The sequence below is a fragment of the Kocuria kalidii genome, assembly GCF_044462225.1.
Classification (GTDB): domain Bacteria; phylum Actinomycetota; class Actinomycetes; order Actinomycetales; family Micrococcaceae; genus Kocuria; species Kocuria kalidii.
Genome location: NZ_JBISWJ010000088.1, coordinates 31,619 through 57,297 on the forward strand (window position 1 = coordinate 31,619; position 25,679 = coordinate 57,297).

Genomic DNA, 25,679 nt, shown 5'->3' on the forward strand with positions numbered 1-25,679 from the left:
ACCACCATGTCCACCACATCCGCCCCTCCGGAGCTCGACGTCGACACGCGCCCGGGTGCGCCGGCCACTGCCGTGGTCCCTGCCCCCCGCGACCCGGTGCACTGGGCCCAGCAGCACCGTGACGCCCTGCGGGTGGCCGCCGCCCGGCACGGGGCCGTCCTCGTGCGCGGCCTCGGGCTGTCCCACCCCGAGCAGGTCGCGGCCGTCTTCCGGGCCGTCGGCTCGGAGCTGATGACCGAGCGGGAGGCCTTCGCCGCCCGCAGGTCCTGTGCGCCCGGCGTCTACTCCTCGGCCACCTGGCCGGCGAACCAACCCATGTGCATGCACCACGAGCTGAGCTACACGCTCCACGCCCCCGGGCTGATGCTCCTGGCCTGCCTCACCGCCCCGGACGCCGGCGGCGTGACCGGTGTCGCAGACTCCCGAGAGGTGCTGCGCGCCCTCCCCGCAGACCTGGTCGCGCGCTTCGAGCGCGACGGCTGGATGCTGATCCGCAACTACAACGGCGAGATCGGCGCCTCCGTCGCGGACGCCTTCGGCACGGACGACCGCGCGGCCGTCGAACGCTACTGCGCGGCGAACCGGATCGAGCTCGAGTGGCGGCCCGACGGCGGCCTGCGCACGCGGCAGCGCCGTGCCGCGATCGTTCGTCACCCGGTCACCGGGGAGCGCTGCTGGTTCAACCAGGTCGCCTTCCTCAGCGAGTGGACGATGGAGCCGGAGGTCCGCGAGTACCTCATCGACGCGTACGAGGAGGACGGACTCCCGTTCACGACGGCGTTCGGCAACGGCGACCCGATCGGCGAGGACGTCGTGGCCATGCTGAACGAGATCTACGAGTCGCACACCCTGCGCGAACCGTGGTGCGCCGGTGACCTGATGCTCGTGGACAACGTCAGGACGGCGCACAGCCGCGAACCGTACGAGGGCGAGCGCGAGATCCTCGTCGCCATGAGCGACCCGGTGTCGCTCCAGGGCGCGTCCGCGAAGGAGGAGGGACGATGACACTGACGTCCCGGCCCGACACGGATCAGGTGCAGGACGCCCCGGGACGGCCACCGGCCATCCCGTCCTTCGCGGTCATCTCCGGCGCGGAGGTCGACCAGATGCTGCAGGGACACCGGGCGGAGATCGTCGCGCTGGTGGAGGACACCTACCGGCTGCACGGCGCCGGACGGACGGTGAACCCGCCGTCGTACTTCCTGCGGTTCCCGGACCGCCCGACCGGGCGGATCATCGCACTGCCTGCCTCCCTGGGCGGACCCGGTGCCGTGGACGGCCTGAAGTGGATCTCCAGCTTCCCCACCAACGTGGAGTTCGGCATCCCGAGGGCCTCCGCCGTGCTGATCCTCAACGATCCCGACACGGGCTACCCGTTCGCCTGCCTGGAAAGCTCCATCATCAGTGCCTCCCGGACCGCCGCCTCGGCGGCCCTGGCCGCGGACTGGCTCAGCCGGAAGCGGGGCCGTCCCACCCGGGTGGGATTCTTCGGCGTCGGGCTCATCGCCCGCTTCATCCATGCGTTCCTCGCGGACACGGGGTGGGACTTCGAGGAGGTGGGAGTGTTCGACCTGCTGCCCGGCAGCTGCGAGGGCTTCCGCGGCTACCTCGAAGGCTCCGCACCCGAGAGCACGGTCACCGTCCACGAGGACGCCGAGTCACTGGTCCGATCGAGCGACCTGGTCGTGTTCGCGACCACGGCGGGGGAACCGCACGTGACCGAGCCGTCGTGGTTCGAGCACCACCCGCTCGTGCTCCACATCTCGCTGCGCGACCTCGCGCCCGAGGTGATCCTCGCCTCCACGAACATCGTCGACGACGCGGACCACTGCCTGAAGGCCCAGACGTCCGTGCACCTGACCGAGCAGCTCACCGGCTCGCGGGACTTCCTCGCCGGCACGCTGTACGACGTCATGACCGGCGCCGTGGAGGTGCCCGCGGACCGGCCGGTGGTCTTCTCGCCGTTCGGCCTGGGAGTGCTCGACCTGGCAGTGGGCAAGCACGTCTACGACACGGTTGCCGGCACCGTCGGCCTGCACACCATCGACTCCTTCTTCCACGAAGTGCGCCGTTACGGGTGACGTCCCGGAGTCGACCTGCCGCAGAGCACCACCGTGCCTCCGGACGCCGGCCGCGACGCGGAGGGCACCCGGCTCGTCGAGGCGCTCCTCGCCCCGGCCGTCCGGGCACCCGCTCCCGGGGTGGCGGATCCTGGACCTGCTCCGGGGCCCCGGTGGCGAGGACGTGCGGGCGGCTCGCACCACCGGCGGGCCCTGGACCGACCGCCGTTCCAGGATGTGAGACGGAACACCCGGCATGCGGATGCCCCGGCTAACATCGGAGCTTTGCACCCCGCCCACTGCTACGACCGAGGTTTCCCCATGTCCTCTTCGGTGACCGGGCAGGGCGCCACCGGCGCGCCCGCCCCTTCCCTCCCCCCGTCCGCCGGCGTGCCCCGCAGCCGGGTGATCCTGGCCTCCCTCGTGGGCACGACGATCGAGTTCTACGACTTCTACGTCTACGCCACCGCCGCCGTGGCCGTGTTCCCCGCCCTGTTCTTCACGGGCGAGGACGAGACGGCCAAGCTGCTCGCCTCCATGGCGACGTTCGCCGCGGCCTTCGTGGCCCGTCCCATCGGCTCCGTGATCTTCGGGCACTTCGGCGACCGGATCGGCCGCAAGGCCACCCTGATCGGCGCGCTGCTGACCATGGGCATCGCCACGTTCCTCATCGGCCTGCTGCCCACCTACTACTCGATCGGCATCTGGGCCCCGCTCATCCTGACGATCCTGCGCTTCTGCCAGGGCCTCGGCCTGGGCGGCGAGTGGTCCGGGGCGGCCCTGCTGGCCACCGAGTACGCCGAGGAGGGCAAGCGGGCGCGTGCCGCCATGTGGCCCCAGCTGGGCGCCCCGTTCGGCTTCATCCTGGCCAACGGCTTCTTCCTGCTGCTGACCGTCGTGATGGGCTTCGTCTCGGTCGCCGAACAGGGCACCGACCACCCGTTCCTCACGTGGGGCTGGCGCGTCCCGTTCCTCGCCTCCGTGGTCATGGTGGTCGTCGGCCTGTACGTGCGCTTCAAGCTCGAGGAGACCCCGGTCTTCCAGAAGGCCCTCGACCAGGGCGAGAAGGTCCAGACCCCGCTCGTCGAGGCCTTCCGCGGGTCGTGGCTGCAGATGATCCAGGGCACGTTCATCATGCTCGCCACCTACATGCTCTTCTACCTGATGACCGCGTGGATCCTCTCCTACGGCATCTCCAGCCCGGACATCGGCGGCCTCGGCATCCCCTACCGGGACTTCCTGGTGCTGCAGCTGCTCGCCGTGCTCCTGTTCGCCGCGACGGTGCCGATCTCCGGGTGGGTCGCCGACCGCTTCGGCCGGCGCAGCTCGCAGCTGGTGATCACCTCGGTGATCCTGCTCTTCGGGCTGAGCTTCGGGCTGCTCATGGACCCGGCCGCGGTCGGCACCGGCGCGGACGTCAGCACGGCCCGCGTGCTGTTCTTCCTCGCGGTCGGCATGACCCTGATGGGCCTGACGTTCGGCTCGATGTCCGCGATCCTGCCCGAGCTGTTCCCCACGAACGTGCGCTACACCGGCTCCGGAGTCGCGTACAACACGGCGTCGATCCTCGGCGCGGCCATCACGCCCTACGTCGCCGTCACCCTGAACGCCAGCTACGGCGTGGGCTCCGTCGGCCTGTACCTGGCGTTCGGCGCGGTGCTGACCCTCGTGGCGCTCTGGTTCTCCCCGGAGACGAAGGACGTCGACATGGGCAGCGTCGTCACCCGGCGCTGACACCTGACGCACGCACGACGGCCGCCCTCCCCCGGAGGGCGGCCGTCGTGCGTTCCGGGGCGCGGGTCAGACGTGCACGTGCAGGCGCCGGGCGGCCTCCGAGATCGAGCCCGTCAGGGACGGGTAGATCGTGAAGGTGTCGGCGAGGTCGTCGACGTGCAGCTTGTGGGTGACCGCGAGCGAGATCGGGAAGATCAGCTCGGAGGCGCGGGGGCCCACGACGACGCCGCCGATCACGGTGCCGGAGCCCTTGCGGGAGAAGATCTTCACGAAACCGTCCTCGACGGCCATCATCTTGGCGCGCGGGTTGGTGGACAGCTTCAGCATGATCGTGTCCGCCTGGTAGGTGCCGTCCTCGATGGCGTCCTCGCTCACGCCCACGGAGGCGATCTCCGGCGAGGTGAAGATGTTGGAGGCCACCAGGTGCGTGCGCAGCGGCTTGACGGCGTCGCCCATCAGGTGCGCCACGGCGATCCGCCCCTGCATGGCCGCCACGGAGGCGAGCGGGAGCACGCCCGTGCAGTCGCCGACCGCGTAGACGCCCGGCACGGTGGTGCGGGAGACGCCGTCCACCTTGATGTGCCCCGACTCGGCCACGGCCACCCCGACCTCCTCCAGGCCGAGGTCGTCGGTCGCGGGGACCGCGCCGACCGCGATCAGGCAGTGCGAGCCGGCGATCTTGCGCCCGTCGGAGAGCGTGGCGACCACTCCGTTCTCCGAGCGCTCGACGGAGTCGGCGCGGGAGCGGTTGAGCACGTTCATGCCGCGGCGCTCGAAGACGTTCTCGAGGACGGCCGCCGCGTCCTGGTCCTGGCCCGGGAGCACCTGGTCCCGGGAGGAGACGAGGGTGACCTCGGCGCCGAGGCCCCGGTAGGCCGAGGCGAACTCCGCGCCGGTGACGCCCGAGCCGACCACGATCATGTGCTCGGGGACCTCGGTGAGGTGGTAGAGCTGCTTCCAGTTGAAGATCCGCTCCCCGTCCGGCTTGGCGGTGGGCAGCTCCCGCGGGAGGGACCCGACTGCGAGCAGCACGGCCTGCGCGTCGAGGGTGTACTCCAGGCCGTCCTCGGTGGTGACCTCCACGCTGGTGGGGCTGAGCAGGCGGCCGGTGCCGGCGATCACGCGCACCCCCACCCGCTCGAGCCCGCGCTTGATGTCCCGGGACTGGGACGCCGCGAGGCGCAGCAGGCGGGTGTTGACCTTCTCCAGGTCCACGCCGAGGTCGTTCATCTCGTCGCCGTCCTTGCTGCCGCCGCGCACGTGCACCCCCAGGTCCGCGGCCTCGGAGAAGCGGGTCATGGCGTCGGCGGAGGCGATGAGCGTCTTGGAGGGGACCACGTCCGTCAGCACGGCGGACCCGCCCAGCCCCTGCTGTTCGACGATGGTCACGTCCGCGCCGAGGCTGGCGGCGACCAGGGCGGCCTCGTAGCCGCCGGGACCGCCTCCGATGATGACGAGCTTCTGGACGGAGAATTCGCTGTGTGCAGTCACCCGGCCATTGTTGCAGGTGGTGCTGCGCCGCGGGAACCGCCCCGGCCGCCCGGGGCGGCCCGGGCGCATGCGGTAGCTTGGGCGGGTGGACACAGAGCACAGCGCTGACCGGGCCGACCCCTTCGACCTCGCCCGGGAGGCCGCGGACGCCCTCCGCCGGGCCACCGGGATCGACACGCACGACATCGCCCTGACCCTCGGCTCCGGCTGGGGCCAGGCCGCCGAGCTGATCGGCGAGACCGTGGCCGAGGTCCCGGCCGCCGAGGTCCCCGGGTTCTCCCCGCCCGCCCTCGAGGGCCACGTGGGCACGCTGCGCTCCGTGCGCACCGACTCGGGCCGGCACGCGCTGGTGATCGGCGCCCGCACCCACTACTACGAGGGCCGGGGCCTGCGCTCCGTGGTCCACGGCGTCCGCACCGCGGCGGCCGCCGGGGCCCGCACCATGATCCTGACCAACGGCTGCGGCGGGCTGAACCCGTCGTGGGGACCGGGCACGCCGGTGCTCATCAGCGACCACCTCAACCTCACGGGGCGCTCGCCGCTCGAGGGCGCCACGTTCGTGGACCTCACCGACCTGTACTCGCCGCGGCTGCGGGAGCTGGCCCGCGGCGTGGACCCCACCCTCGAGGAGGGGGTCTACGCCCAGTTCCCCGGCCCGCACTACGAGACCCCGGCCGAGGTCCGGATGGCGGGGGTCCTGGGAGCGGACCTGGTGGGGATGTCCACGGCCCTGGAGGCCATCGCCGCCCGGCACGCCGGGATGGAGGTGTTCGGGATCTCGCTCGTGACCAACCAGGCGGCCGGGATCTCCGCGACCCCGCTCTCCCACGAGGAGGTGCTCGAGGCCGGCCGGGCCGCGGGCCCCCGGATCTCCGGGCTGCTCGCCCGCATCGTCGCCCAGCTCTGACCGGCCGGGGCCCCGTCCCGCCCCCGCGCACCCGACGTCCCCCAGGAGGCCGCGCCATGACCACCGACTCCCGCACCGGAGCGCTCCTCGACGCCGCGCGCGCGTGGGCCGCGGCCGATCCCGACCTCGTCACCCGCGCCGAGCTGGAGGCCCTCCTCCGGGCGGCCGGGGACGGGGACGCCGCGGCCCGCGCGGACCTGGCCGACCGCTTCTCCGGCACCCTGCAGTTCGGCACCGCCGGGCTGCGGGCGGCCCTGGGCGCGGGGCCGATGCGGATGAACCGGGTGGTGGTGCTGCGCGCCGCGGCAGGGCTGGCCGCGCACGTCGTCGCCGTGGACACCGCGGCCGGGCCCGGCCGGCGCCCGCGCGCGGTGGTCGGCTACGACGCCCGCCGCCGGTCCGACGTCTTCGCCCGGGACACCGCCGCGGTGTTCACCGCCGCCGGCATCGAGACGATGCTGATGCCCGCCCCGCTCCCCACCCCCGTCCTCGCGTGGGCGGTGCGGGCCCACGGGGCCGAGGTCGGCGTCATGGTCACGGCCAGCCACAACCCGCCGGCGGACAACGGCTACAAGGTTTACCTGGGCGGCCGGGCCGTGGAGCCCGAGGCCCGCGGCTGCCAGATCGTGGCCCCCCACGACCGGATGATCGCCCGGCGGATCGCGGCGGTCGGGCCCGTCGCGGACATCCCGCAGGCGCAGGACGGCTGGACGGTCCTGCCCCGGGGCGTCGAGCAGGACTACCTCGACGCCGTGGTGCCCGGTCCCGCGGGCGCCGAGCGGCCCCTGCGCATCGCGCTCACCCCGATGCACGGGGTGGGCGGGGCCACGACGACGGAGGCCCTGCGGCGCGCCGGGTTCGCCGACGTGCACGTGGTCCCCGAGCAGGCGGAGCCGGACCCGGACTTCCCCACCGTCGCCTTCCCCAATCCCGAGGAGCCCGGCGCCCTGGACCTGGCCCTGGCCACCGCCCGCGCCGTGGGCGCGGACCTCGTCCTCGCCAACGACCCGGACGCGGACCGGGTGGCCGTGGCCGTCCCGGTCCCCGGGGACGGCGGCGACGACGGGAGCACGGGGCAGGACTGGCGGATGCTGCGCGGCGACGAGGTCGGGGCGCTGCTCGGCCACGCCGCGGCGGAGCGCTGGGCCGGCCGGGCCGACGCCGTGCTCGCGAGCTCCATCGTCTCCTCCCGCCTGCTCGGACGGATCGCGGCGGCGGCGGGGATCCCCCACCGGGAGACGCTGACCGGGTTCAAGTGGATCGCCCGCGTCCCGGGGCTGGCGTTCGGCTACGAGGAGGCGCTGGGCTACTGCACGGAGCCCGACGTGGTCCGGGACAAGGACGGGATCAGCGCGGCCGTCGCCGTGGCGGTGCTGGCCGACGGGCTGCGCGCGCAAGGACGCACCCTCCAGGACGTGCTGGACGACCTCGCGCTGGCCCACGGGCTGCACGCGACCGACCAGCTGGGCATCCGGGTGGCGGACCTGGGCCGCATCCCGGTCATGACGGCCGCCCTGCGGGACGCACCCCCGGCGGCGCTGGGCGGCTCCGACGTGGTCGAGGTCGCCGACCTCTCCGCCCCGGGGACCGGGCTGCCGCCCACCGAGGGCCTGCGCCTGCTCACCCGGGACGGCGCCCGGGTGATCGTGCGCCCCTCCGGGACGGAGCCGAAGCTCAAGTGCTACCTCGAGGTGGTCTCCCCGGTGGCGACCCGTGCGGCGCTGCCTGCCGCCCGCGCCGAGGCGCACGAGCGGCTCGGGCGGATCCGCGCGGAGCTCGAGGCGGCGCTGGGCATCTGACGGCACCGGGGCCCTGGTGCTGCGGCCGGCCTCCGGGCGGCCCGGGAACCGTGACGGCGCCGGGCCCCGGACGGTCCTGGAATCTCAACGGTCTCGGAATCCCGGCGCTCCCGGAATCCCGGCGGTCCCTGAACGCCGGCGACTCGGTGGACCGCCGGGGCGGGCCGCTACGGACCGTCCGGTGCGCGCGGTGCGGTCCGCGGGGCCTGCGGACGTGCCCCGTCCCCGCCCCGGGCCAGGACCCGGTGCGAGATGGCCCGGGTGCTGCGGGTGACCACCTTCTCCAGCGGGCCCTGGCCCTGCGCTCGGCGCCACAGCAGGGCGAACACCGTGAACGCCGCGATCTGGGCCACGGTCCAGGCGACGGGCGCGAGGTCGTAGTACTCCGGCCAGAGCAGCAGCAGGTGGGCCGTGTAGAGGGTGAACGTCATCGCGCCCGCCGCGGCGACCGGGGCGAGGACCCTGCCCGCGACGCGTTCCAGGAGCAGGCACACCCCGAGGACCGACAGCGCCAGGCCCACGTTGAGCGCCAGGAAGAACGGCGTGTTCGAGTGGGGCGCCGTGATCAGCAGCCACCACAGGGTGTCGGTGGGCAGCGTGGGGTCCCCGCCGAAGACCATCACCTCCTCGATCTCCGACGCCTCCATCCAGGGCGTTCCGTCGGCGATCGCCTCGTAGCCGCCGAGGACGCGCAGCGCGAGCACGGAGGCGCCCCACACGAGCAGGGCCACGGCCGCGCCCACGGCGGCGAGCAGCGTCTGCACCCTCCGGCTCGTGAGGTCCGTCCGGCCCACGGCCAGGCCGGCCAGCAGGAACGCCATCCAGGGCAGAGCGGGGTAGACGCCCGTCAGCAGCAGCTGGGACAGGACGGTCCCCGGGTCGAGGACCAGGTCCAGGAGGCTCGGGTTCGCGTACTCCAGACCGGGCAGGACGTCGACGGACCACTGCATCAGGAAGGGCGCCGCGAGCGCGAAGAGCGCCGAGCACAGCAGGAGGGAACGGGTCCCCAGGCGCAGGAACGGCACGGCCAGCAGGAAGAGCATCCCGTAGTAGATGAGGATGTTGCTCACGGGCAGCTCCAGGAAGCCCAGGAGGAAGCCGACCAGCGCGATCACCCCGGCCCGTCCCGCGAGCGCCCACCGGGCGGCCGTCATCCGCCGTCCCGTGCGGGGCGTGCGACCGCCCGAGGCGAAGGCCAGGCTCACGCCGGCGAGCGTGGCGAACAGGGCGGCCGAGTGCCCGGCGAACAGCGTCCAGGACCAGTGGGCCTCGCCCGACTGCTCGTTCCACGAGGGCAGCGTGTGCACGGTGACCATGCCGAACAGCGCCAGGCCGCGGGCGGCGTCGACGCCGATGAGGCGCCGGGCCGGCCGCGGGGCCGCGGCGACGTCCGCCCCGGTCCCACCGGTCCCGACCCGGGGTGCGGGGACGGTGCCCGCCGGCAGCGCGCGTTCTTCGGACATCTGGTTCCCCCACGGATCGATCGGTTCGGTGCCCCCGGGCCGAGGCCGACCCCGTCCGCGCCCCCCGGCACGGCACCCGGTGCTCGCGCGAGGGCCTCGGTCAGGAGGCTCGGAGCGCACTGGTACGCGCACCAGCTTACTAGAGCAAACGCAGATCGGCCCGCCTCCCGGGCGTCGTCCCGTGCTTCCGCTCCTGCAGTCTCCTACGCCGCGTCCTGACCGTCCTCCTCGGCGGCGGTCAGGGTCCGCTCGAGGATGCGGGCGTAGGGCAGCCCGAAGTGGTCGACGCCCTCCCGGTACCGGATCCGGGCGTGCTCGAACCCCTGCCGCTCGTACCACCGGTACCCGTCCTCCGCCGCGGAGAGGGCGTCGAAGCGGGCCTGGGGATCGGTCCCGTCGTCCTCGGTCCCCACGTCCCAGCGCAGGAGGAGGTCCTCGAGCTGGTCGCGGGTGGGCTCCGCGTCCGGCGAGCGCGGGGCCTGCCCGCCGCCCATCATGATCGCGCCGCCCCCCGGCACGAGGTCGAGGTGGTCCGCCAGCAGGTTCTGGCTGATGAACTGGGCCCCGCCGGAGTACCCGGTCAGCCAGGTCCGGGAGCGGTCGATGTCGTAGTCCGCCTCGAGGCGCTCCTCCACGAGGGCGACGAACCACTCGGCGTTGAGGTCCCGCTCCTCCCACCAGGTGGTGTCCCCGGAACGGTCGGGGGTCCGCGGGACCACCAGCAGCAGGTTGTGCTCCTCGGCGACCTTCGCCATGCAGGAGGCGGTGTACTCGGGGTTCTCGTACTCGAAGGCCCCGTCCCCGTGGAAGTGGTAGACGACGCCCACCGGCCGGTCCCAGTCCAGGCCCTCCGCGAAGACGTGGTAGTTGCCGGTGATCCCCTCGTGCTCGAAGTCGAGCCGGAAGCGGTCCCGCCGCTCCGCCCCGGGACCGAACACGCGGGAGTCCAGCATCGTCCCGTCGGTCGGGCCGCCGGGACCGCGGGCCTCCGCCCGGACGCCGTCGAGGCCGTAGCGGTCGCAGGAGACGGTCTCGGGGGCCTCGGCCTCCGGCTGCGGTTCGCCGCTCCGGTCGACCAGGACGGCCACGGTCGCGAGGAGCAGGAGCACCAGCCCCAGCGCGGTCGCGGCGAGCGCGCGGAGCCGTCGCCGGGAGCGCCGGGACACCTCGCCGCGGTGGCGGTGCTTCCGTGGCCAGGGCCACGGGAACCGTGGGCCGCGCGGGGAGTGTTGTCGTGTCACCCGGTCATCTTACGGACGAGCTCCTGGGAGAACGCCGACGACGTGCCGTCAGCCGGAGAGACCGACGAGGACCCTCCCCTCGCGCACCTCGACCGGGTGCACGGGCAGGGCCGGGCCGTCGCCGGTGAGGCACAGCCCGGTCGCGAGGTCGTAGACCTCCTTGTGCAGGGGCGAGGCGACGGTGACGGACCGGCCGCGGGAGCCGAGGATGCCGCGCGCCATGACGCAGGCCCCCGTGCGGGGGTCGCGGTGGTCGGCCGCGAGCACCGTCGCGGCGTCCACCCGGTACAGGGCGACCTGGCGGCCCGCCACCCGCGCGGCCTCCCCCCACAGGGGCTCGAGGTCCGCCAGGGCGCACACGTCGTGCCAGACCGGCTCGGCGCCGGCGGCGCGGGTCGGGGCTTCCGGGGATGTCGCGGTCATGGGGGTCTCCTGCGGCTCGTGGGGCAACGTCGTGCTCGACGTTAGGCGGGCCCCGTGACGCGCAGGCTCCGGGACCGTTTCGCGCCGGTCAAGCACCGCTCACGCGGAGCCGGGCCGCCGGTGAGGGAGGCGCAAAGCGACCGGAACGGCAGGGCAACCGCGGGGCAATCCCGCCCTCCTAGAGTCGGGGGCGACGCCCCAGCCGCCCACACGTTCCCGGAGGTCCCCGTGACGCGCTCCCCCTTCTCCGCCCGGTCCCCCCAGCACGTCGTGGTGGTGGGCGGCGGTCCCGCCGCCCACCGCTTCGCGGAGGCGGCGCTGTCCGCGGAGGACCACCACGTGCGCCTGACCGTGCTCGCCGACGAGCCGTGGGTCCCCTACGACCGCGTCCAGCTGTCCAGGGCGCTGACGGGGCCCGACGGCGCGGTCGACCTGACCCTGGGCGGGGGCACCGTCTGGCAGGACCCGCGGGTGGAGCTCCGCCAGGGCGCGCGGGCCCAGGAGATCGACCCCGCGGCGCGCACCGTCACGACGGCGGACGGGACCGTGACCGGCTACGACGAGCTCGTCCTGGCCACCGGCTCCGACGCCGCCCGCCTTGACGTGCCGGGCGCCCACCACGCGTTCGTCTTCCGCACGCTCGACGACGTCGCGGGGATCCGCGCCGAGGTCGAGCGGCTGCGCGCGCTCCACGGGCGCACCCCGCGCGGCGTGGTGATCGGCGGCGGACTGCTGGGCCTCGAGGCCGCCGGGGGGCTCCAGGACCTCGGCGCGGAGGCCACCGTGGTGCACTCCCGCAAGTGGCTGATGAACGCCCAGCTCGACGAGGGCGCCGGGCGCTCCCTCAACGCCCTGATCTCCGCCCGGGGCGTGCGCCTGCACCTCGGGGAGCGGCCCTGCGGCATCGGGCTGCGCAAGGCCGACGGCGAGGTGTGCGCCGTCGAGTTCCGGGACGCCGCCGACCTCGAGGCTGACCTGGTGATCGTGGCCACCGGCATCCGCGCCCGGGACCGGCTGGCCTACAACGCCGGGATCGAGACCGCCCCGCGCGGCGGCGTGGTGATCGACGAGGCGTGCCGCACCTCCGCGGAGCACGTGTGGGCGATCGGCGAGGTCGCCTCCTGGAACGGGGAGTGCCTGGGTCTCGTGGCCCCCGCCAACACGATGGCCGAGATCGTGGCCGACCGCCTCGCGGGCGGGCGCTCCACGTTCGAGAGCTTCGACACCGCCACGAAGCTCAAGCTCGCCGGCGTGGACGTCGCGTCCTTCGGCGACGCCTACGGGGAGACCGAGGACTGCCTCGAGGTCGTCTACGCGGACCCCGCCCGCGGGATGTACCAGAAGGTCGTCGTCACCCAGGACGCGCGGACCCTGCTGGGCGGGGTGTTCGTGGGCGACGCCGAGCCGTACAACGCGCTGCGCCCGCTGCTGAGCCGGGAGCTGCCCGCCGAGCCGGGCGCCTACCTGTCCGCCTCCGGCGGGGACGCCCCGGCCGGCGACCTGCCCGACGACGCCGTCGTCTGCTCCTGCAACAACGTCACCACCGGGGCGGTGCGCGAGCAGATCTCCTGCGGCGTGCACGAGATCGGCGAGCTCAAGGCGTGCTCCCGGGCCGGCACCCAGTGCGGGTCCTGCATCCCCATGCTCAAGAAGACGCTGGACCTGGAGCTCGCCAAGGCCGGCGTGGAGGTCTCCCGGGCGCTGTGCGAGCACTTCGAGCTCTCCCGCGCCGAGCTGTTCGAGGCCGTGCGCGCCCTGGACCTGACCTCGTGGGACGAGGTCGTGGCCCGATTCGGCACCGGTCTGGGCTGCGACATCTGCAAGCCCGTGGTCGCCTCCGTTCTGGCCTCGCAGCGGGACGAGTACGTGCTCGACGCCGGGCGCGGCGCCCTGCAGGACACCAACGACCGGGCGCTGGCGAACATGCAGAAGGACGGCACCTACTCCGTGGTCCCCCGCGTGCCGGCCGGCGAGATCACCCCCGAGAAGCTCATCGTGCTCGGCGAGGTCGCGCGCAAGTACGGGCTGTACACCAAGATCACCGGGGCGCTGCGGGTGGACATGTTCGGTGCGCGCCTCGAGCAGCTGCCCGAGATCTGGCGGGAGCTCGTCGACGCCGGCTTCGAGTCGGGGCAGGCCTACGGCAAGGCCCTGCGCAACGTGAAGTCCTGCGTGGGCTCCTCGTGGTGCCGCTACGGGGTGCAGGACTCCGTGGGCATGGCCGTTCGGCTGGAGCTGCGCTACCGGGGGCTGCGCTCCCCGCACAAGTTCAAGATGGGCGTCTCCGGCTGCGCCCGCGAGTGCGCCGAGGCCCGCGGCAAGGACGTGGGCGTCATCTCCACCACCGACGGCTGGAACCTCTACACCGGCGGCAACGGCGGCGCGAACCCCGCGCACGCCCAACTGCTGGCGCAAGGCCTGGACGACGACACCCTGGTCCGCTGCATCGACCGGTACCTGATGTACTACATCCGCACCGCGGACCGGATGCAGCGCACCGCCCGCTGGCAGGAGGAGCTGGACGGCGGAATCGAGCACGTGCGCGCCGTCGTCGTCGAGGACTCCCTCGGCATCGGCGAGGAGCTCGAGGCGGCCATGGAGCGCCACGTGGGGCGCTACGAGGACGAGTGGGCCGCGACCCTCGCGGACCCCGAGCGGCTGCGCCGGTTCCGCTCCTTCGTCAACGACGCCGCTCCGGACGACTCCCAGGACTACGTGCTCGAGCGCGGCCAGCGCCGGCCCGCGACCGACGCCGAGCGCGCGGCCGCCGCGGCCGGCGACGGCCCCGTGCTGCTGACCGGCCCGCGCATCCCCGTGCGCGCGGACGCCGCGTCCCCCGCGTCCGCCGGGGTCTGAGCGCGGCCCCACCCGGTGTGGCACGGGAACGGTGCGGGGGTCGAACAGCGCGGGGCCGGAACGGTGCGGAACCGGCAACACGGGGAAACACCCCGGTCACAGGCCCGCCATATCCTCGGGGCATGACCGCTGACCTCTCCGTCCCCCAGCTCGGCGAGCTCACCGGGTTCCGCGTGGGCGTGACGGCCCACCGCCGCGCCGCGGACTTCATCGCCGCCCTCGAGCGCCGCGGCGCCCAGGTGGTGCACGCCCCCGCCCTGAGGATCTCCCCGGTCGCCGAGGACACCCGGGTGGTCGAGGACACGCGCGCCCTGCTCGCCCACCGTCCCGGGATCATCGTGGTGACGACCGCCTACGGGCTGCGCCGGTGGTTCGAGGCCGCCGACGCCGCGGGCCTCGGCGAGGACCTGCGGGACGCCTTCCGGGCCGCCCGGGTGCTGACCCGCGGGGCCAAGGCCCGGGGCCAGGTGCTCTCCCTCGAGCTCGAGGACGCGGAGGTCTCCGAGGACGAGCGGACCTCCACCGTGGTGGACCGCCTCCTGGCCGACGGCGTGGCCGGTGCCCGCGTAGCCGTCCAGCTGCACGGGCTCACCGACCAGCTTCAGCTGGAGCGCCTCGTGGCCGCCGGGGCCCGGGTGGACACCGTCTCCCCCTACCGGTGGCTGTCCGCCGACGACGGCGCGCGCCTGCCCGCCCTGATCCGGGACGTGTGCGGACGCCGCCTCGACGTGCTGACCTTCACGGCCGCCCCAGCCGTGGACTCGCTGTTCAGCACGGCCCAGGAGACGGGCCGCTACGACGAGCTCGTGGACGCCCTGCGCACGGACGTCACGGCCGCCGCGGTGGGACCCGTGTGCGCCGGGCCCCTGCGGGAGGCCGGCGTGGAGCCGCTCGTCCCCGAACGGTTCCGGCTGGGGGCCCTGGTCCGGGCGGTGTGCACCCACGCCGCCGAGGAGCGCACCCTGGTGGTCCCCACCCGGCACGGGACGCTGCGGCTGATGAGCACCGGCATGTCCCTGGACGGCGTGTTCGTCCCGCTCTCCGACGCCCAGGTGGCGGTGCTGCGGGCGCTCGCGGCGCACCCCGGGGCGGTGGTCCCGCGGAGCCGGCTGCTGTCCGCGGTGCCGGGCCTGGACACCGAGCACGCCCTGGAGATGGTCGTCTCGCGTCTGCGCAGGGCCCTGCCCGCTCCCCTGGTCGCCACGGTCATCAAGCGCGGCTACCGGCTGGACGTGTGACGGCCGCGACCGTTCCCGAGCACCGCCCGGCGCCAACTGCCGGGGCCCGGGAACCCGGGTCAAGGACCCCGAACTCCCGAATCCCCGGGGGTCAGGAGCCCGGGGTTCGGGAGTTCGGGGTGCCGCGGGGCTCCCGGCCCAGCACCACCCTGCGGACGGGGCGGACCACCGCGTTCATGAGCAGCTCCACGGGCCCCTGCCCGAAGGCCCGCTCCCAGGCGAGGGCGAAGAGCGCCGAGAGCACCAGGCTCACCACGGCCCAGAGCAGCCGGTGGGCGTAGAAGAACTCGAAGGACAGGAACACGAGGTGGGCGTAGTACAGGGTCAGGGTCATCGCCCCCATGGCGGCCAGCGGCACCATCCAGGTCTCGAACCTGCGGGCCAGGAGCAGGCACGCCCCGACCACCGCCAGGCCCAAGCCGAGGCTCCAGGCCACGGAGAACGGCGTGTTGAGGTCGGGGGTGGTCAGGACCAGCCACCACGGGGTGTTGGTCGGCAGCCCGCCGGAACCGTAGACGAGCAGGTTGTCGAGCTGCTCGCGGGTCAGGGAGGGAATGCTGTAGAGCAGCGTGGTGTAGACGTCGGCGGAGTGGAGCACGTGCCACGAGACGAGTTTGGCGGTGGCCGCGAGGGCGGCGCCGGCGACCAGCAGGCGCACCTGGACGTGGAGGCTGCGCAGGTTCAGCCGTCCGATCGCCACGCCGGCGAGCAGATAGGCCATGTAGGGCAGCGCGGGATAGGTGCCCGTGAGCAGCAGCTGCCAGAACACGGCGGCCGGCTCGGAGACCACGGTCCCGAGGGTCGGGTTGAGCGAGGAGAACTCCGGCAGCGCGTCGCCGACCAGGTGGATCAGCAGGGGGCCCACCAGCAGGAACACCCCCGAGAGGACGAACAGCGTCCTCGGCGCCAGCCCGATGAAGGGCAGGGTGAGCAGGAAGAAGACGGAGAAGTAGATCAGGATGTTGTAGGCCGGGGGCTCCGGCGGCATCAGGTGGCCGATGCTCAGGCCCAGGGCCAGCAGCAGCACCGCACGCACCGCGACGCCCGCCCGCGCAGCCGCCATGGCCCGGCCCCGGACGGGCCGCCGCCCGCCGGAGGTGAAGGCCAGCCCCGTCCCGGCGAGCAGGGCGAAGAGGGCGGGAGAGTCCCCGGGGAAGAGGATCCAGGTGAGCGTGGGCCTGCCGGTGCTGGGATAGGCCGCGGGCAGCAGGTGGACGCACATGATGGCGACCAGCGCCACTCCCCGTGCGGCGTCGATGCCGATCAGACGGCCCGACGTCCGCCGGGCAGCCGCTCCGGGGACGGCGTCCGGGGACGGACGTCCGGCTGCACGGTCTGTCATGGTCGTCGTCCTGTTCTGGGGGGGTGTGGGTTCTCCCCCGTCCGGCGGAGATCCGCGCCCATGGTCGCACCCCGCCCCGGGGACCGGGTGCATCGGCGCGCCGCACCCGCGTGGCTCGCCCGGCGTCCCCCGCGCCACGGGCGCCGACCTCGGCGGCGCCGGGACCTGGCGAGCCCGTCGTCCCGTGTCCGGCGGGACGGCACCGGGACCGGGCCGTGCACCCGTCAGCCGGTGTGCAGGACGATGTTGCGCTGTACGTCGGTGGAGACCCGGTAGCTGCGCAGCGGGTCCTGGCCGGTCGTCGAGCAGCCGGTGTCCAGCGCGAAGGTGTGCTGGTGCAGGGGGCACACCACCACGCGATGGTCGATCTGTCCGTCGGCGACGGGCCCGCCGCGGTGGGGGCAGACCGCGGACAGCGCCCGCAGGGTGTCGTCCCGGAGACGGAACACGGCGATCTGCTCCCCGTCCACGGCGAAGGCCCGGCCCTCGCCGGGCGGGATCTGCTCCAGCGGTCCCAGGAGGTGCTCCCGGGCACCGGCGGTCCCGGCACGCGCCGGACCGGCGCCCACCGGACCGGTGCCGGCCGGACCGTCGGTCATGGGATCAGCACTCGGCGGACCATCGCTCACCGGACCGTCGCTCATCGGGCCGTCGCTCATCGGACCGGCACCCGGGGCCGGACCTCGAGCGGCAACGAGGTGCGGAACTGGCCCGGGGTGAACGGGTCGTCGCGCTCCGCCCAGGGGTCGCTGTACTCGTCGATCGAGGCCTGCATGGCCGCGTCGAGGCGCTCGGCGATGCCCTCGGCGTCGTCCACGACCACCGCGCGGACGTGCTCGATGCCCATCCGCGGCACGAACGCGTAGGTGCGCTCGAGCCAGTTGGCGTTCTCGCGGTAGTACTGCATGAAGCGACCGGCCAGCAGCTTGACGTCCTCCGGGTCGTCCACCGTGGTCAGGAGGTCGCCCTTGCGGATGTGCGCCCCGGCGGCGCCGCCCACGTAGATCTCCCAGCGACCGCCCTCGACGGCCACCACCCCGACGTCCTTGACCAGGGACTCCGCGCAGTTGCGGGGACACCCCGAGACGGCGAGCTTCAGCTTGGCCGGGGACTCGATGCCCTGGAACCTCGACTCGATCTCGATCCCCAGTTTCGTGGAGTCGCCCGTGCCGAAGCGGCAGAACTCCTTGCCCACGCACGTCTTGACCGTGCGGAAGCTCTTGCCGTACGCATAGCCGGAGGGCATGTCCAGGTCCGCCCACACCTGCGGGAGGTCCTCCTTGGGCACGCCGAGCAGGTCGATGCGCTGACCGCCCGTGAGCTTGATCATCGGGATGCCGTGCTTCTCCGCGACGTCGGCGATGCGGCGCAGCTGGTGCACGGACGTCACGCCGCCCTTCATCTGCGGGACCACGGAGAAGGTGCCGTCCCGCTGGATGTTGGCGTGCACCCGGTCGTTGATGAAGCGGGCGTCGCGCTCGTCGACGTACTCGTCGGCCAGCATCGTCTTCAGGAGGGAGGCGAGCCCCATCTTGGACCTCGCGTCGTCGGCCCGGTCCGGGGCGAGCGCCGCGAAGACCTCGGACACGGAGCGCAGCCCCTGCTCGCGGACGGCCGCCATCAGGGCCGGCTTGTCCAGGGGGATCCCGGGCACGTACCAGTTCGCGGACGGGTCCTCCTCGACCGCGCCGCCGGCCGCCCACTCCACCACCTGCCCGACCATCAGCCTGCACGAGCCGCAGCCCTTGCCGGCGCGGGTGGCGTCCATGGCGCCGGCCACCGTGCCGCAGCCGCCCCTGACCGCGTCCACGAGGTCCTTCTTGCTGACGCCGTTGCAGTTGCAGACCTGGGCGTCGTCGTCGAGCTCGGCGGCCCCGGTCTCCTCGGACGGGCCGCCGAGGTCGAAGAGCAGGGACGTCCGCTCCTCGGGCAGGGGCAGCCCGCGGTCGAAGGCCTGCGTCAGGAAGGCCACCTTCCGGCTGTCCCCGAGCAGCGTGGCACCGATGATCTTCTCGTCCCGGATCACCACGGACTTGTAGACGCCACGCCCGGGCTCGGAGAACATGACGTGCTCGTCCGTGTCCCGCTCCGGGCCCAGCACGCCCATCGAGGCGACGTCGACACCCGCGACCTTGAGCTTCGTGGCGGTGCGCGAGCCGTGGTACGCCGCCGAGGGGTCCCGGCCGGTCACCTGGTCGGCCAGGACACCGGCCTGCTCCCACAGCGGCGCCACGAGGCCGTACACCTGGCCGCGGTGCTGGACGCACTCGCCCACGGCGTAGATGCCGTCGACGTCCATGCCCTCCTCGTCGAGAACCCGCATCTGGTCGTCCACGACGACGGCGCGCTCCACCGGCAGCCCGCTGGCGACGGCGACGTCGACGTTCGGCCGGATCCCGGCCGTCACGACCACCAGGTGGCAGGCGAGGTCCGGCGCGCCCTTCAGGCGCACGCCCTGCACCCTGTCCGTGCCGAGGACGTGGGTGGTGCGGCTGTTCAGGTGCACGCCGATGCCCAGGGCCTCGACGCTGCGGCGCAGGATCGCCCCCGCCTCGGGACCCATCTGGGCGTTCATGAGGTGTCCGCCCGAGTGCACGACCTCGACCTGCAGGCCGTGGGCCTGCAGCCCGCGGGCCGCCTCGAGACCGAGCAGGCCGCCACCGATCACCACGGCCTTCCGGTGGTGCTCGTGCTGGGCGCAGGAGACCATCTCGCGCGTGTCGTCGATGGTGCGGAAGGCGAAGACCCCGGGCAGCAGCGAGCCGTCCTCGGTGCGCAGCCCGTCGATGGGCGGCATGAAGGACCGGCTGCCCGTGGCGATGATCAAGACGTCGTAGGGCGTCACCTGCCCGTCGTCGGAGCGGACCTCCCGCGCGAACCGGTCGATGCGCTCGGCGCGGACCCCCGCGTGCAGGACGATCCCGTGCTCCTCGTACCACGGCAGGGAGTTCAGGAAGATGTCGGCGTCGCTCTCCTCGCCGGAGAGGACGTGGCTGAGCATGATCCGGTTGTAGTTGCCGTACGGCTCGTCGCCGAACACGGTGATGTCGAACTGCTCCGCGCCGCCGCGCTCGAGGATCTCCTCGACGGCGCGGACCCCGGCCATGCCGTTGCCGATGACCACCAGGCGACGGCGGGGTCCGGTGCGTTCCTCCGCGGGGACGGCCCGCTCGAGCGTGGTGCTCATCAGTGCTCCACCATCCCCAGGTCCACGACCACGGATCCGCGGACGCCGACCGGCGCGAACAGCCCGAGCTCGATGCGGGATCCGCCGTCGACGTCCTCCACGACCCGCAGGGGCACGTTGACGGACCCCTTGGCCGACATCGGGAACCAGCGCACGGGTCTCCCGTCGCGCAGCAGGACGACCGTGACGAGCTCGGACGAGGTGTTGCCGCCCCGGAAGTACAGGGGCTGGTTGACCACCCCGTCCAGGACGTCGTGCGCGAGGTCCTCGTGGATGGTCGCCGGCGAGTCCAGCCCGGCGCCCTCGAACGGGTAGATGCCCTGCAGGAAGAGGTTCTGGGAGCTCACGGGTGGTCCTTTCGCCGGCGTGCGCTGCACACCGTCAGTCTGTGCTCGGCCTGTTTCGGTGCGGGTGGCCGCCGGTTACGGTCGTGCAAAGCGTCCGGCGGCACGAGTCTCGGTGCCCTTCACACGGCCACGCCGCGGTGGACCTCGATGATGCGGGCCACCGCGCCCTTGCAGCCGCCGCAGCCGGTGGAGGCGCGGGTGGCGCAGCTGACCTCCTCCACCGTGGAGGCACCCTCCTCCACGACGTCCGTGATCCGGCCCATCGTGACGCCGGCGCAGTGGCAGACCGTCGACTCCGGGGTCATCCGGCTCTCCCCGCCCCCGGCGTCCGGGCCGTCGAGGCGCAGCAGGACGCTCGGGTCCTCGGGCACCGCCTCGCCCCGGTCGTGCAGCAGGCCGATGCCGGCCGCGGAGCGGGGCAGGCCGAGCACGATGTAGCCCTCGAGCGTGCGGTCCGGGGCGAGCACGAGCTTGGCGTAGGTGCCGGCGGAGCCGTCCGCCCACTGCACCACGGACCCGCCGCCGGGACGGGGCTCCCAGGGCAGCCCGCCGACCGCCCCGGCGCAGGCCAGCTCCACCTGGTGCGCCTTGAGCCGCACCGCGCCGGCCGGTCCGCTCGTGAGCGGCGCGAGGACCGCCGTGCCGCCCTCGGCCACGGCGCGCAGCTCCGCCCGGAAACGGGCGGCCAGCCACTCCGCCTGCCGCCAGCCGGGTCCGACGAGCCCGGACGGGCCCGCCCCCTCCCGGCCCGGGCAGACCTGGCAGGACGGGTCCCTGCACAGCACCTCGGCGCAGTCGCCGATCGCGAACACGCGCTGCTCCACGTCGGCCTCGAGCTCGTGGTCGACCACGATTCCGCGGGCGGTGCGCAGGCCGGCGCCCTCGGCGAGCTCCGTGCGCGCCGTGACCCCGACCGAGAGCAGCAGCAGGTCGCCGGGGACCTCGCGGCCGTCCTCGAGGCGGAGCCCGCGGAAGCGCCGGTCCTCGTCCAGGAGCACCTCCCGCGCCTGCGCCCCGGAGACCACCCCCACACCCGCGGCGGCGAGCGCGCGGCCCAGCAGCGCGCCGCCGGCCGCGTCGAGGGAGCGGGTCATCACCCACGGGGCGTGGTGGACCACGGTCGCCGGGCATCCCGCCTCGCTCGCCGCGAGCGCGGCCTCGAGCCCGAGCACGCCGCCGCCCAGGACCACCACGCGCCCGCGCCGCTCGACGACCTCGCGCACGGCCCGGGCGTCGCGCAGGTCCCGCAGCGCCGTGACCCCGGCCGGCAGGTGCTCGTAGGCGTGCGGGTCGGGGTTGATCCCGCGCAGCACGGGCAGGTTGGGGCGGGCCCCGGTGGCGAGGACCAGACGGTCGTAGCCGAGCTCCCGGGTCGCGCCCGACGGCCCGTCCGTGACGTGCAGGACCCGGCGGGAGCGGTCGATCCGGGTCACCTCGGTGCCGAGCACGACGTCGATCCCGGACTGCGACAGCGACTCCGGGTCGGCGAGGCCCATCGTGGCGAGCTCGGCCCGGCCCATCGCGTGCTCGCCCACGAGCACCCGGTTGTAGGCCGGGTCGGGCTCCCCGCCGATCACGGTGAGGCGGATCGTGCCCTCGGCGGCGAGATCGGCGACGTCGTCGACGAACCGCGCGGCGACGGGGCCGAAGCCGATCACGACGACGTGCTCACCGGGCCGCACGGGCGTGCCGACCGGGCGGGTGGATCGGTGCAGGGTCATCGGGTCGTCTCCTCGAGGTCGATCGCCCGGACGGTGACGGAGCCCGCCTTGAACTCGGGCATGGACGAGATCGGGTCCACGGCGTCCGAGGCCACGAGCTTGTTGGCGGTCTGGTTCCCGGCGTAGTGGAAGGGCAGGAACACCGTGTCGGGACGGATGTCGGAGCTGAGCCGGGCCAGGGCGACAGCACGGCTGCGGGCGCTGGTCAGCTCCACGGCGGCGCCGTCGCGGATCCCGAGCGAGGCGGCGGTCGCGGGGTGGATCTGCAGCACGGACTCGGGGCGGGCCTCGTGCAGCGAGTGCACGCGGCGGGTCTGGTTCCCGGTCTGGTAATGCTCCAGGTACCGGCCGGTCACGAGGGTGAGGGTGCCCGGCCGGTGCAGCGGTTCCCGGCGGTTGGCCGGCGGGCTCGGGTCCACGGCCCGGCCGGCGGCGCGGGTGCGGACCGGGACGAGCACGGCCCGCCCGTCGGGGTGGCCGAAGCGCTCGAGGAAGGCCCGGGGCGTGCCCGTCGAGCCGCCGGCGGGGTACGGCCACCAGCACGCCTCGTCGGCGTCCAGGGCGGCCCAGCTGATCCCGGAGTAGTCCGCCCTGCCCCCGGCCGAGGCCCGGCGCAGCTCCTCGAAGACCTCTTCCGGGTCGGGGCTGAACGTCCCCGGGGCGCCGAGCCGGCGGGCGAGCTCGGCCATGAGCCACAGCTCGTCGCGGGCCCCGGGCGGCGGGTCGACCGCGCGGCGGCGGCGCAGCACCCGCCCCTCGAGGTTGGTCATGGTGCCCTCCTCCTCGGCCCACTGCAGGACCGGCAGGACGAGGTCGGCGAACTCCGCGGTCTCGGAGAAGAAGAAGTCGCAGACCACGAGGAAGTCCAGGGCCTGCAGGCCGCGGACCACGGCGTCGGAGTCCGGTGCCCCGATCACCACGTTCGAGCCGTTGACCCACAGGCAGCGGACCCCGTCCTCGGTGCCCAGGGTGGTCAGCAGCTGCGCGGCCGGGATCCCCGCGCCGGGGAGGTCGTCCGGGTCCACGCCCCACACGCCGGCCACGTGCGCGCGGGCGGCGGGGTCCGTGATGCTGCGGTAGCCGGGCAGCTGGTCGGCCTTCTGGCCGTGCTCGCGCCCGCCCTGGCCGTTGCCCTGCCCGGTGAGGGTTCCCCAGCCGGAGCCCGGGACGCCGGGCAGGCCGAGGAGCAGGGCGAGGTTGATCGCGGCCGTGGCGGTGTCCGTGCCGTCGACGTGCTGCTCCACGCCGCGCCCGGTGAGGACGTACGTGCCCCGCCGCTCCCGGGCCAGCAGGTGGGCGGCCCGGCGGATCCGCCCGGCCGGGACCCCTGTGACCTGCTCGACCCGCTCGGGCCACCACGCGGAGACGCTCGTCGCGAAGGACTCGAAGCCCCGGGTGCGCCGCTCGAGGTACTCGCGGTCGGCCAGGCCCTCGTGCAGGACCACGTGGGCGAGGCCCAGCAGCAGCACGAGGTCGGAGCCGGGGGTGGGCTGCAGGTGCAGTCCGCCGTCGTCGTCCGTCATCCGCGCCGTGGCGGTACGGCGGGGGTCGACGACGACCAGGCCGCCGTGCTGCTGGGCGTGCTGGAGGTGCTGGACGAACGGGGGCATGGTCTCGGCCGGGTTGGTCCCCAGCAGCAGCACGGTGTGGGCGTCGTCGAGGTCCGTCACCGGGAAGGGCAGGCCGCGGTCCATGCCCAGCGAGCGGTTGGCCGCGGCCGCCGCGGAGGACATGCAGAACCGGCCGTTGTAGTCGATCCGCGAGGTCCGCAGGGCCACCCGCGCGAACTTCCCCAGCTGGTAGGCCTTCTCGTTGGTCAACCCGCCGCCGCCGAAGACGCCGACCGCGTCGCGGCCCCAGCGCTCCTGGGCCGCCCGGAACTCCGCGGCCATCCGGTCCAGGGCCGCTCCCCAGGACACCTCGTGGAAGACCCCGTCCGCGCCGCGCAGCAGCGGTGCCGTGAGCCGCGACGGGTCGGCCAGCAGCTCCGCCGAGGTCCAGCCCTTCCGGCACATCCCGCCCCGGTTCACCGGGAACTGCCGGCCCAGTACCTCCGGGAAGCCCTGTGCGAGGGCGGCCCCGGACTCCGTGTCCAGCGTCATGGCGCACTGCAGGGCGCAGTACGGGCAGTGGGTGGCCGTCGTGCTCATGCGGGCGGCTCCTTCGGGCGTCGGCGGGACGAGGGGGTGGTGCCGGCTCAGATGTGGCTGTCGCCCATCTCGGTGCCCCTGCGGAGGTAGCAGAACCAGGTGACCACGAGGGCCACCAGGTAGAACGCCACGAACCCGTAGAACGCCGCGCTGTAGGCGCCCGTGGTGCTGTTCGAGAGGTTCAGCGCCTGGGGGATCAGGAACCCGCCGTACGCCCCGACCGCGCCGATCAGGCCCAGTGCCGCCGAGGCCTTGCGCTCGGTGGACACGGCGTCGTCCTGCTGCTGCCGCAGCCCGAGCACCCGGTAGATCGAGGGGATCATCCGGTACGTGGAGCCGTTGCCCATGCCGGCCGCGGTGAACAGCAGCAGGAACAGGCCGAGGAACAGCCAGAAGTCGGCCAGGGGCAGGGTCAGCACCACGGCGAGCGCCAGCAGCGCCATCACCGCGAACACCGCGACCGTCATCGGGGCGCCGCCGAAGCGGTCCGCGAGCCTGCCGCCGTAGGGGCGGGACACCGAGCCGACCAGCGGGCCCAGGAACGCCAGGGACAGCGCCGCGGCGCCCACGCCGAAGGACGAGAACTCGGGGAAGGTGTCCGCGATGAGCTTCGGGAACACGCTGGAGAAGCCGATGAAGGAGCCGAACGTGCCCACGTAGAGGAAGGACATGACCCAGAAGTGCGGCTCCCGGACCGTGGCCAGGGACCCCGCGACGTCCCCCTTGGCGTGGGAGAGGTTGTGCATGTACCGCCGGGCGCCCCAGGCCGCGAAGAGGATGAACGGCACCCAGATCCACCCGGCCACCGAGAGGCCGGTGGCGCCGAGGGCGATCAGCGACACGGCGATCGGGACCACCAGCTGGGCCACGGCCGTGCCGAGGTTGCCGCCGGCGGCGTTGAGCCCCAGCGCGTACCCCTTCTCCCGCACGGGGTAGAAGAAGGTGATGTTGGCCATCGAGGAGGCGAAGTTGCCGCCGCCGAAGCCGGCCGTGGCCGCCAGCAGCAGCATGACCGCGAACGGGGTGTCCGGGTTGCCGACCGCCAGGGCCAGCCCCACCGTGGGGATCAGCAGCAGCAGGGCGGAGGCGATGGTCCAGTTCCGGCCGCCGAACCGGCCCACCATGAAGGTGTACGGGATCCGCAGCGTGGCGCCCACGAGGGACGGGATGGAGATCAGCCAGAAGATCTGGGAGTCGCTGAAGGCGAAGCCCGCGCCCGGCAGGAAGACCACGGTGATGGCCCACAGCTGCCAGACGGCGAAGCCGAGGAACTCCGCGAAGATGGACCACGTGAGGTTCGTGCGCGCGATCGGGCGGCCGGTGCTCTCCCAGAACGCGGGGTCCTCGGGGCGGTAGCCGTCCAGCCAGCGGCCGGGCCGCTCGCGCAGGGCGAGCGGCGGGGCCGTGGTGGCCGCCGTCGTGGCGGGGTCCGGATGCAGTTCTGAACTCACGGGGTGACCTCCTGGGTGAGCGGGGCGGAGCACGGCGACGGCGGCGTGCGGTGCTCCCACGCTAGGAAGTCCGTGTTTCCGGACCCGACGGCAGGCGTAACGGCCCGATGCACTTTCACTCACAGCACCGCGGCGGATCCGTGAGACCGCCCCCGGCACACTCGCCGACCCCCGTCCCCGCACGCCCAGCCCCTACGTCCGGGCGCCCACACCCGCCGAGCCCCCATCCCCCGGCACCCGCACACGCCGAGTCCCCAGCCATGTCGCAG

General features: G+C 73.8%; 18 protein-coding genes. 7 read left to right on the plus strand and 11 right to left on the minus strand.

The genetic code is table 11. From position 1 onward, the window contains the following. The first annotated feature begins 6 nt into the window (after positions 1-6). The 3 genes from ACH9D3_RS13240 to ACH9D3_RS13250 all read left to right on the plus strand — a co-directional run bounded on the left by ACH9D3_RS13240 (position 7) and on the right by ACH9D3_RS13250 (position 3,794). Positions 7-1,005 (plus strand): TauD/TfdA family dioxygenase, encoded by a 999-nt coding sequence (locus ACH9D3_RS13240; RefSeq protein WP_396411290.1) that lies wholly within the window; start codon positions 7-9, stop codon positions 1,003-1,005. Beyond that, entirely contained in the window at positions 1,002-2,081 is a 1,080-nt protein-coding gene (sbnB, locus tag ACH9D3_RS13245) for a 2,3-diaminopropionate biosynthesis protein SbnB (protein WP_396411291.1), read from the plus strand. The genes ACH9D3_RS13240 and sbnB overlap by 4 nt, the downstream gene beginning before the upstream one ends. 300 nt (positions 2,082-2,381) lie before the next feature. Next, positions 2,382-3,794 (plus strand): MFS transporter, encoded by a 1,413-nt coding sequence (locus tag ACH9D3_RS13250; protein ID WP_396411292.1) that lies wholly within the window; start codon positions 2,382-2,384, stop codon positions 3,792-3,794. Positions 3,795-3,860: 66 nt separating this feature from the next. Here ACH9D3_RS13250 and ACH9D3_RS13255 read toward each other — a convergent pair whose 3' ends face one another. Beyond that, positions 3,861-5,285, minus strand: a complete 1,425-nt coding sequence (locus tag ACH9D3_RS13255; protein ID WP_396399077.1) for an NAD(P)H-quinone dehydrogenase — start codon at positions 5,283-5,285, stop codon at positions 3,861-3,863. Positions 5,286-5,370: 85 nt separating this feature from the next. On the opposite strand from ACH9D3_RS13255, the gene ACH9D3_RS13260 reads away from it, so the two are divergent. Together ACH9D3_RS13260 and ACH9D3_RS13265 are read left to right on the plus strand one after the other, a co-directional pair. Continuing rightward, positions 5,371-6,192 carry a purine-nucleoside phosphorylase gene (locus ACH9D3_RS13260; protein ID WP_396399078.1) on the plus strand — a complete coding sequence of 274 codons (822 nt, stop codon included), beginning with the start codon at positions 5,371-5,373 and terminating at the stop codon, positions 6,190-6,192. Positions 6,193-6,248: 56 nt separating this feature from the next. Further along, positions 6,249-7,991, plus strand: coding sequence for a phospho-sugar mutase (locus ACH9D3_RS13265; protein WP_396411293.1), 1,743 nt, complete (start codon positions 6,249-6,251; stop codon positions 7,989-7,991). 167 nt (positions 7,992-8,158) lie between these two features. Here ACH9D3_RS13265 and ACH9D3_RS13270 read toward each other — a convergent pair whose 3' ends face one another. The 3 genes from ACH9D3_RS13270 to nirD all read right to left on the minus strand — a co-directional run bounded on the left by ACH9D3_RS13270 (position 8,159) and on the right by nirD (position 11,118). Further along, complete coding sequence (locus tag ACH9D3_RS13270; RefSeq protein WP_396411294.1) at positions 8,159-9,454, minus strand: heparan-alpha-glucosaminide N-acetyltransferase domain-containing protein; 1,296 nt, start codon at positions 9,452-9,454, stop codon at positions 8,159-8,161. 203 nt (positions 9,455-9,657) lie between these two features. Further along, complete coding sequence (locus ACH9D3_RS13275) at positions 9,658-10,620, minus strand: hypothetical protein (protein ID WP_396411295.1); 963 nt, start codon at positions 10,618-10,620, stop codon at positions 9,658-9,660. A gap of 123 nt (positions 10,621-10,743) precedes the next feature. Next, positions 10,744-11,118, minus strand: coding sequence for a nitrite reductase small subunit NirD (gene nirD / locus ACH9D3_RS13280; RefSeq protein ID WP_396399082.1), 375 nt, complete (start codon positions 11,116-11,118; stop codon positions 10,744-10,746). A 228-nt stretch (positions 11,119-11,346) separates the two neighbouring features. Here nirD and nirB (ACH9D3_RS13285) point away from each other — a divergent pair, with 228 nt between their 5' ends. After that, on the plus strand, positions 11,347-13,974 hold the full coding sequence (gene nirB, locus ACH9D3_RS13285) for a nitrite reductase large subunit NirB (protein ID WP_396411296.1): 2,628 nt from the start codon (positions 11,347-11,349) through the stop codon (positions 13,972-13,974). Positions 13,975-14,096: 122 nt separating this feature from the next. Continuing rightward, on the plus strand, positions 14,097-15,212 hold the full coding sequence (locus ACH9D3_RS13290; protein ID WP_396411297.1) for a uroporphyrinogen-III synthase: 1,116 nt from the start codon (positions 14,097-14,099) through the stop codon (positions 15,210-15,212). A gap of 91 nt (positions 15,213-15,303) precedes the next feature. On the opposite strand, the gene ACH9D3_RS13295 is transcribed toward ACH9D3_RS13290, so the two are convergent. From ACH9D3_RS13295 to ACH9D3_RS13325, 7 genes are all read right to left on the minus strand, one after another. After that, on the minus strand, positions 15,304-16,554 hold the full coding sequence (locus ACH9D3_RS13295) for a heparan-alpha-glucosaminide N-acetyltransferase domain-containing protein (protein ID WP_396411298.1): 1,251 nt from the start codon (positions 16,552-16,554) through the stop codon (positions 15,304-15,306). 224 nt (positions 16,555-16,778) lie between these two features. After that, the gene (locus tag ACH9D3_RS13300) at positions 16,779-17,153 is read right to left on the minus strand and encodes a Rieske 2Fe-2S domain-containing protein (protein ID WP_396411299.1); all 375 of its coding nucleotides are present in this window, start codon (positions 17,151-17,153) and stop codon (positions 16,779-16,781) included. A gap of 56 nt (positions 17,154-17,209) precedes the next feature. Continuing rightward, positions 17,210-19,741 carry a nitrite reductase large subunit NirB gene (gene nirB, locus ACH9D3_RS13305; RefSeq protein ID WP_396411300.1) on the minus strand — a complete coding sequence of 844 codons (2,532 nt, stop codon included), beginning with the start codon at positions 19,739-19,741 and terminating at the stop codon, positions 17,210-17,212. Beyond that, entirely contained in the window at positions 19,741-20,088 is a 348-nt protein-coding gene (locus tag ACH9D3_RS13310; protein ID WP_396411301.1) for a molybdopterin oxidoreductase, read from the minus strand. The genes nirB (ACH9D3_RS13305) and ACH9D3_RS13310 overlap by 1 nt, the downstream gene beginning before the upstream one ends. Before the next feature lie 119 nt (positions 20,089-20,207). Further along, on the minus strand, positions 20,208-21,809 hold the full coding sequence (locus ACH9D3_RS13315; RefSeq protein WP_396411302.1) for an FAD-dependent oxidoreductase: 1,602 nt from the start codon (positions 21,807-21,809) through the stop codon (positions 20,208-20,210). Beyond that, complete coding sequence (locus tag ACH9D3_RS13320; protein WP_396411303.1) at positions 21,806-23,959, minus strand: molybdopterin-dependent oxidoreductase; 2,154 nt, start codon at positions 23,957-23,959, stop codon at positions 21,806-21,808. The genes ACH9D3_RS13315 and ACH9D3_RS13320 overlap by 4 nt, the downstream gene beginning before the upstream one ends. 47 nt (positions 23,960-24,006) lie before the next feature. Further along, positions 24,007-25,410 (minus strand): MFS transporter, encoded by a 1,404-nt coding sequence (locus tag ACH9D3_RS13325; RefSeq protein ID WP_396411304.1) that lies wholly within the window; start codon positions 25,408-25,410, stop codon positions 24,007-24,009. Positions 25,411-25,679: the final 269 nt, after the last annotated feature.

Bases quoted from the DNA above. Each gene is read 5' to 3' on its own strand.
- ACH9D3_RS13240 (WP_396411290.1), top strand. From the start codon at position 7: ATGTCCACCACATCCGCCCCTCCGGAGCTCGACGTCGACACGCGCCCG.
- ACH9D3_RS13290 (WP_396411297.1), top strand. From the start codon at position 14,097: ATGACCGCTGACCTCTCCGTCCCCCAGCTCGGCGAGCTCACCGGGTTC.
- ACH9D3_RS13270 (WP_396411294.1), bottom strand. From the start codon at position 9,454: ATGTCCGAAGAACGCGCGCTGCCGGCGGGCACCGTCCCCGCACCCCGG.
- sbnB (WP_396411291.1), top strand. From the start codon at position 1,002: ATGACACTGACGTCCCGGCCCGACACGGATCAGGTGCAGGACGCCCCG.
- ACH9D3_RS13265 (WP_396411293.1), top strand. From the start codon at position 6,249: ATGACCACCGACTCCCGCACCGGAGCGCTCCTCGACGCCGCGCGCGCG.
- nirB (WP_396411300.1), bottom strand. From the start codon at position 19,741: ATGAGCACCACGCTCGAGCGGGCCGTCCCCGCGGAGGAACGCACCGGA.
- ACH9D3_RS13250 (WP_396411292.1), top strand. From the start codon at position 2,382: ATGTCCTCTTCGGTGACCGGGCAGGGCGCCACCGGCGCGCCCGCCCCT.
- ACH9D3_RS13300 (WP_396411299.1), bottom strand. From the start codon at position 17,153: ATGACCGACGGTCCGGCCGGCACCGGTCCGGTGGGCGCCGGTCCGGCG.
- ACH9D3_RS13315 (WP_396411302.1), bottom strand. From the start codon at position 21,809: ATGACCCTGCACCGATCCACCCGCCCGGTCGGCACGCCCGTGCGGCCC.
- ACH9D3_RS13320 (WP_396411303.1), bottom strand. From the start codon at position 23,959: ATGAGCACGACGGCCACCCACTGCCCGTACTGCGCCCTGCAGTGCGCC.
- nirD (WP_396399082.1), bottom strand. From the start codon at position 11,118: ATGACCGCGACATCCCCGGAAGCCCCGACCCGCGCCGCCGGCGCCGAG.
- ACH9D3_RS13295 (WP_396411298.1), bottom strand. From the start codon at position 16,554: ATGACAGACCGTGCAGCCGGACGTCCGTCCCCGGACGCCGTCCCCGGA.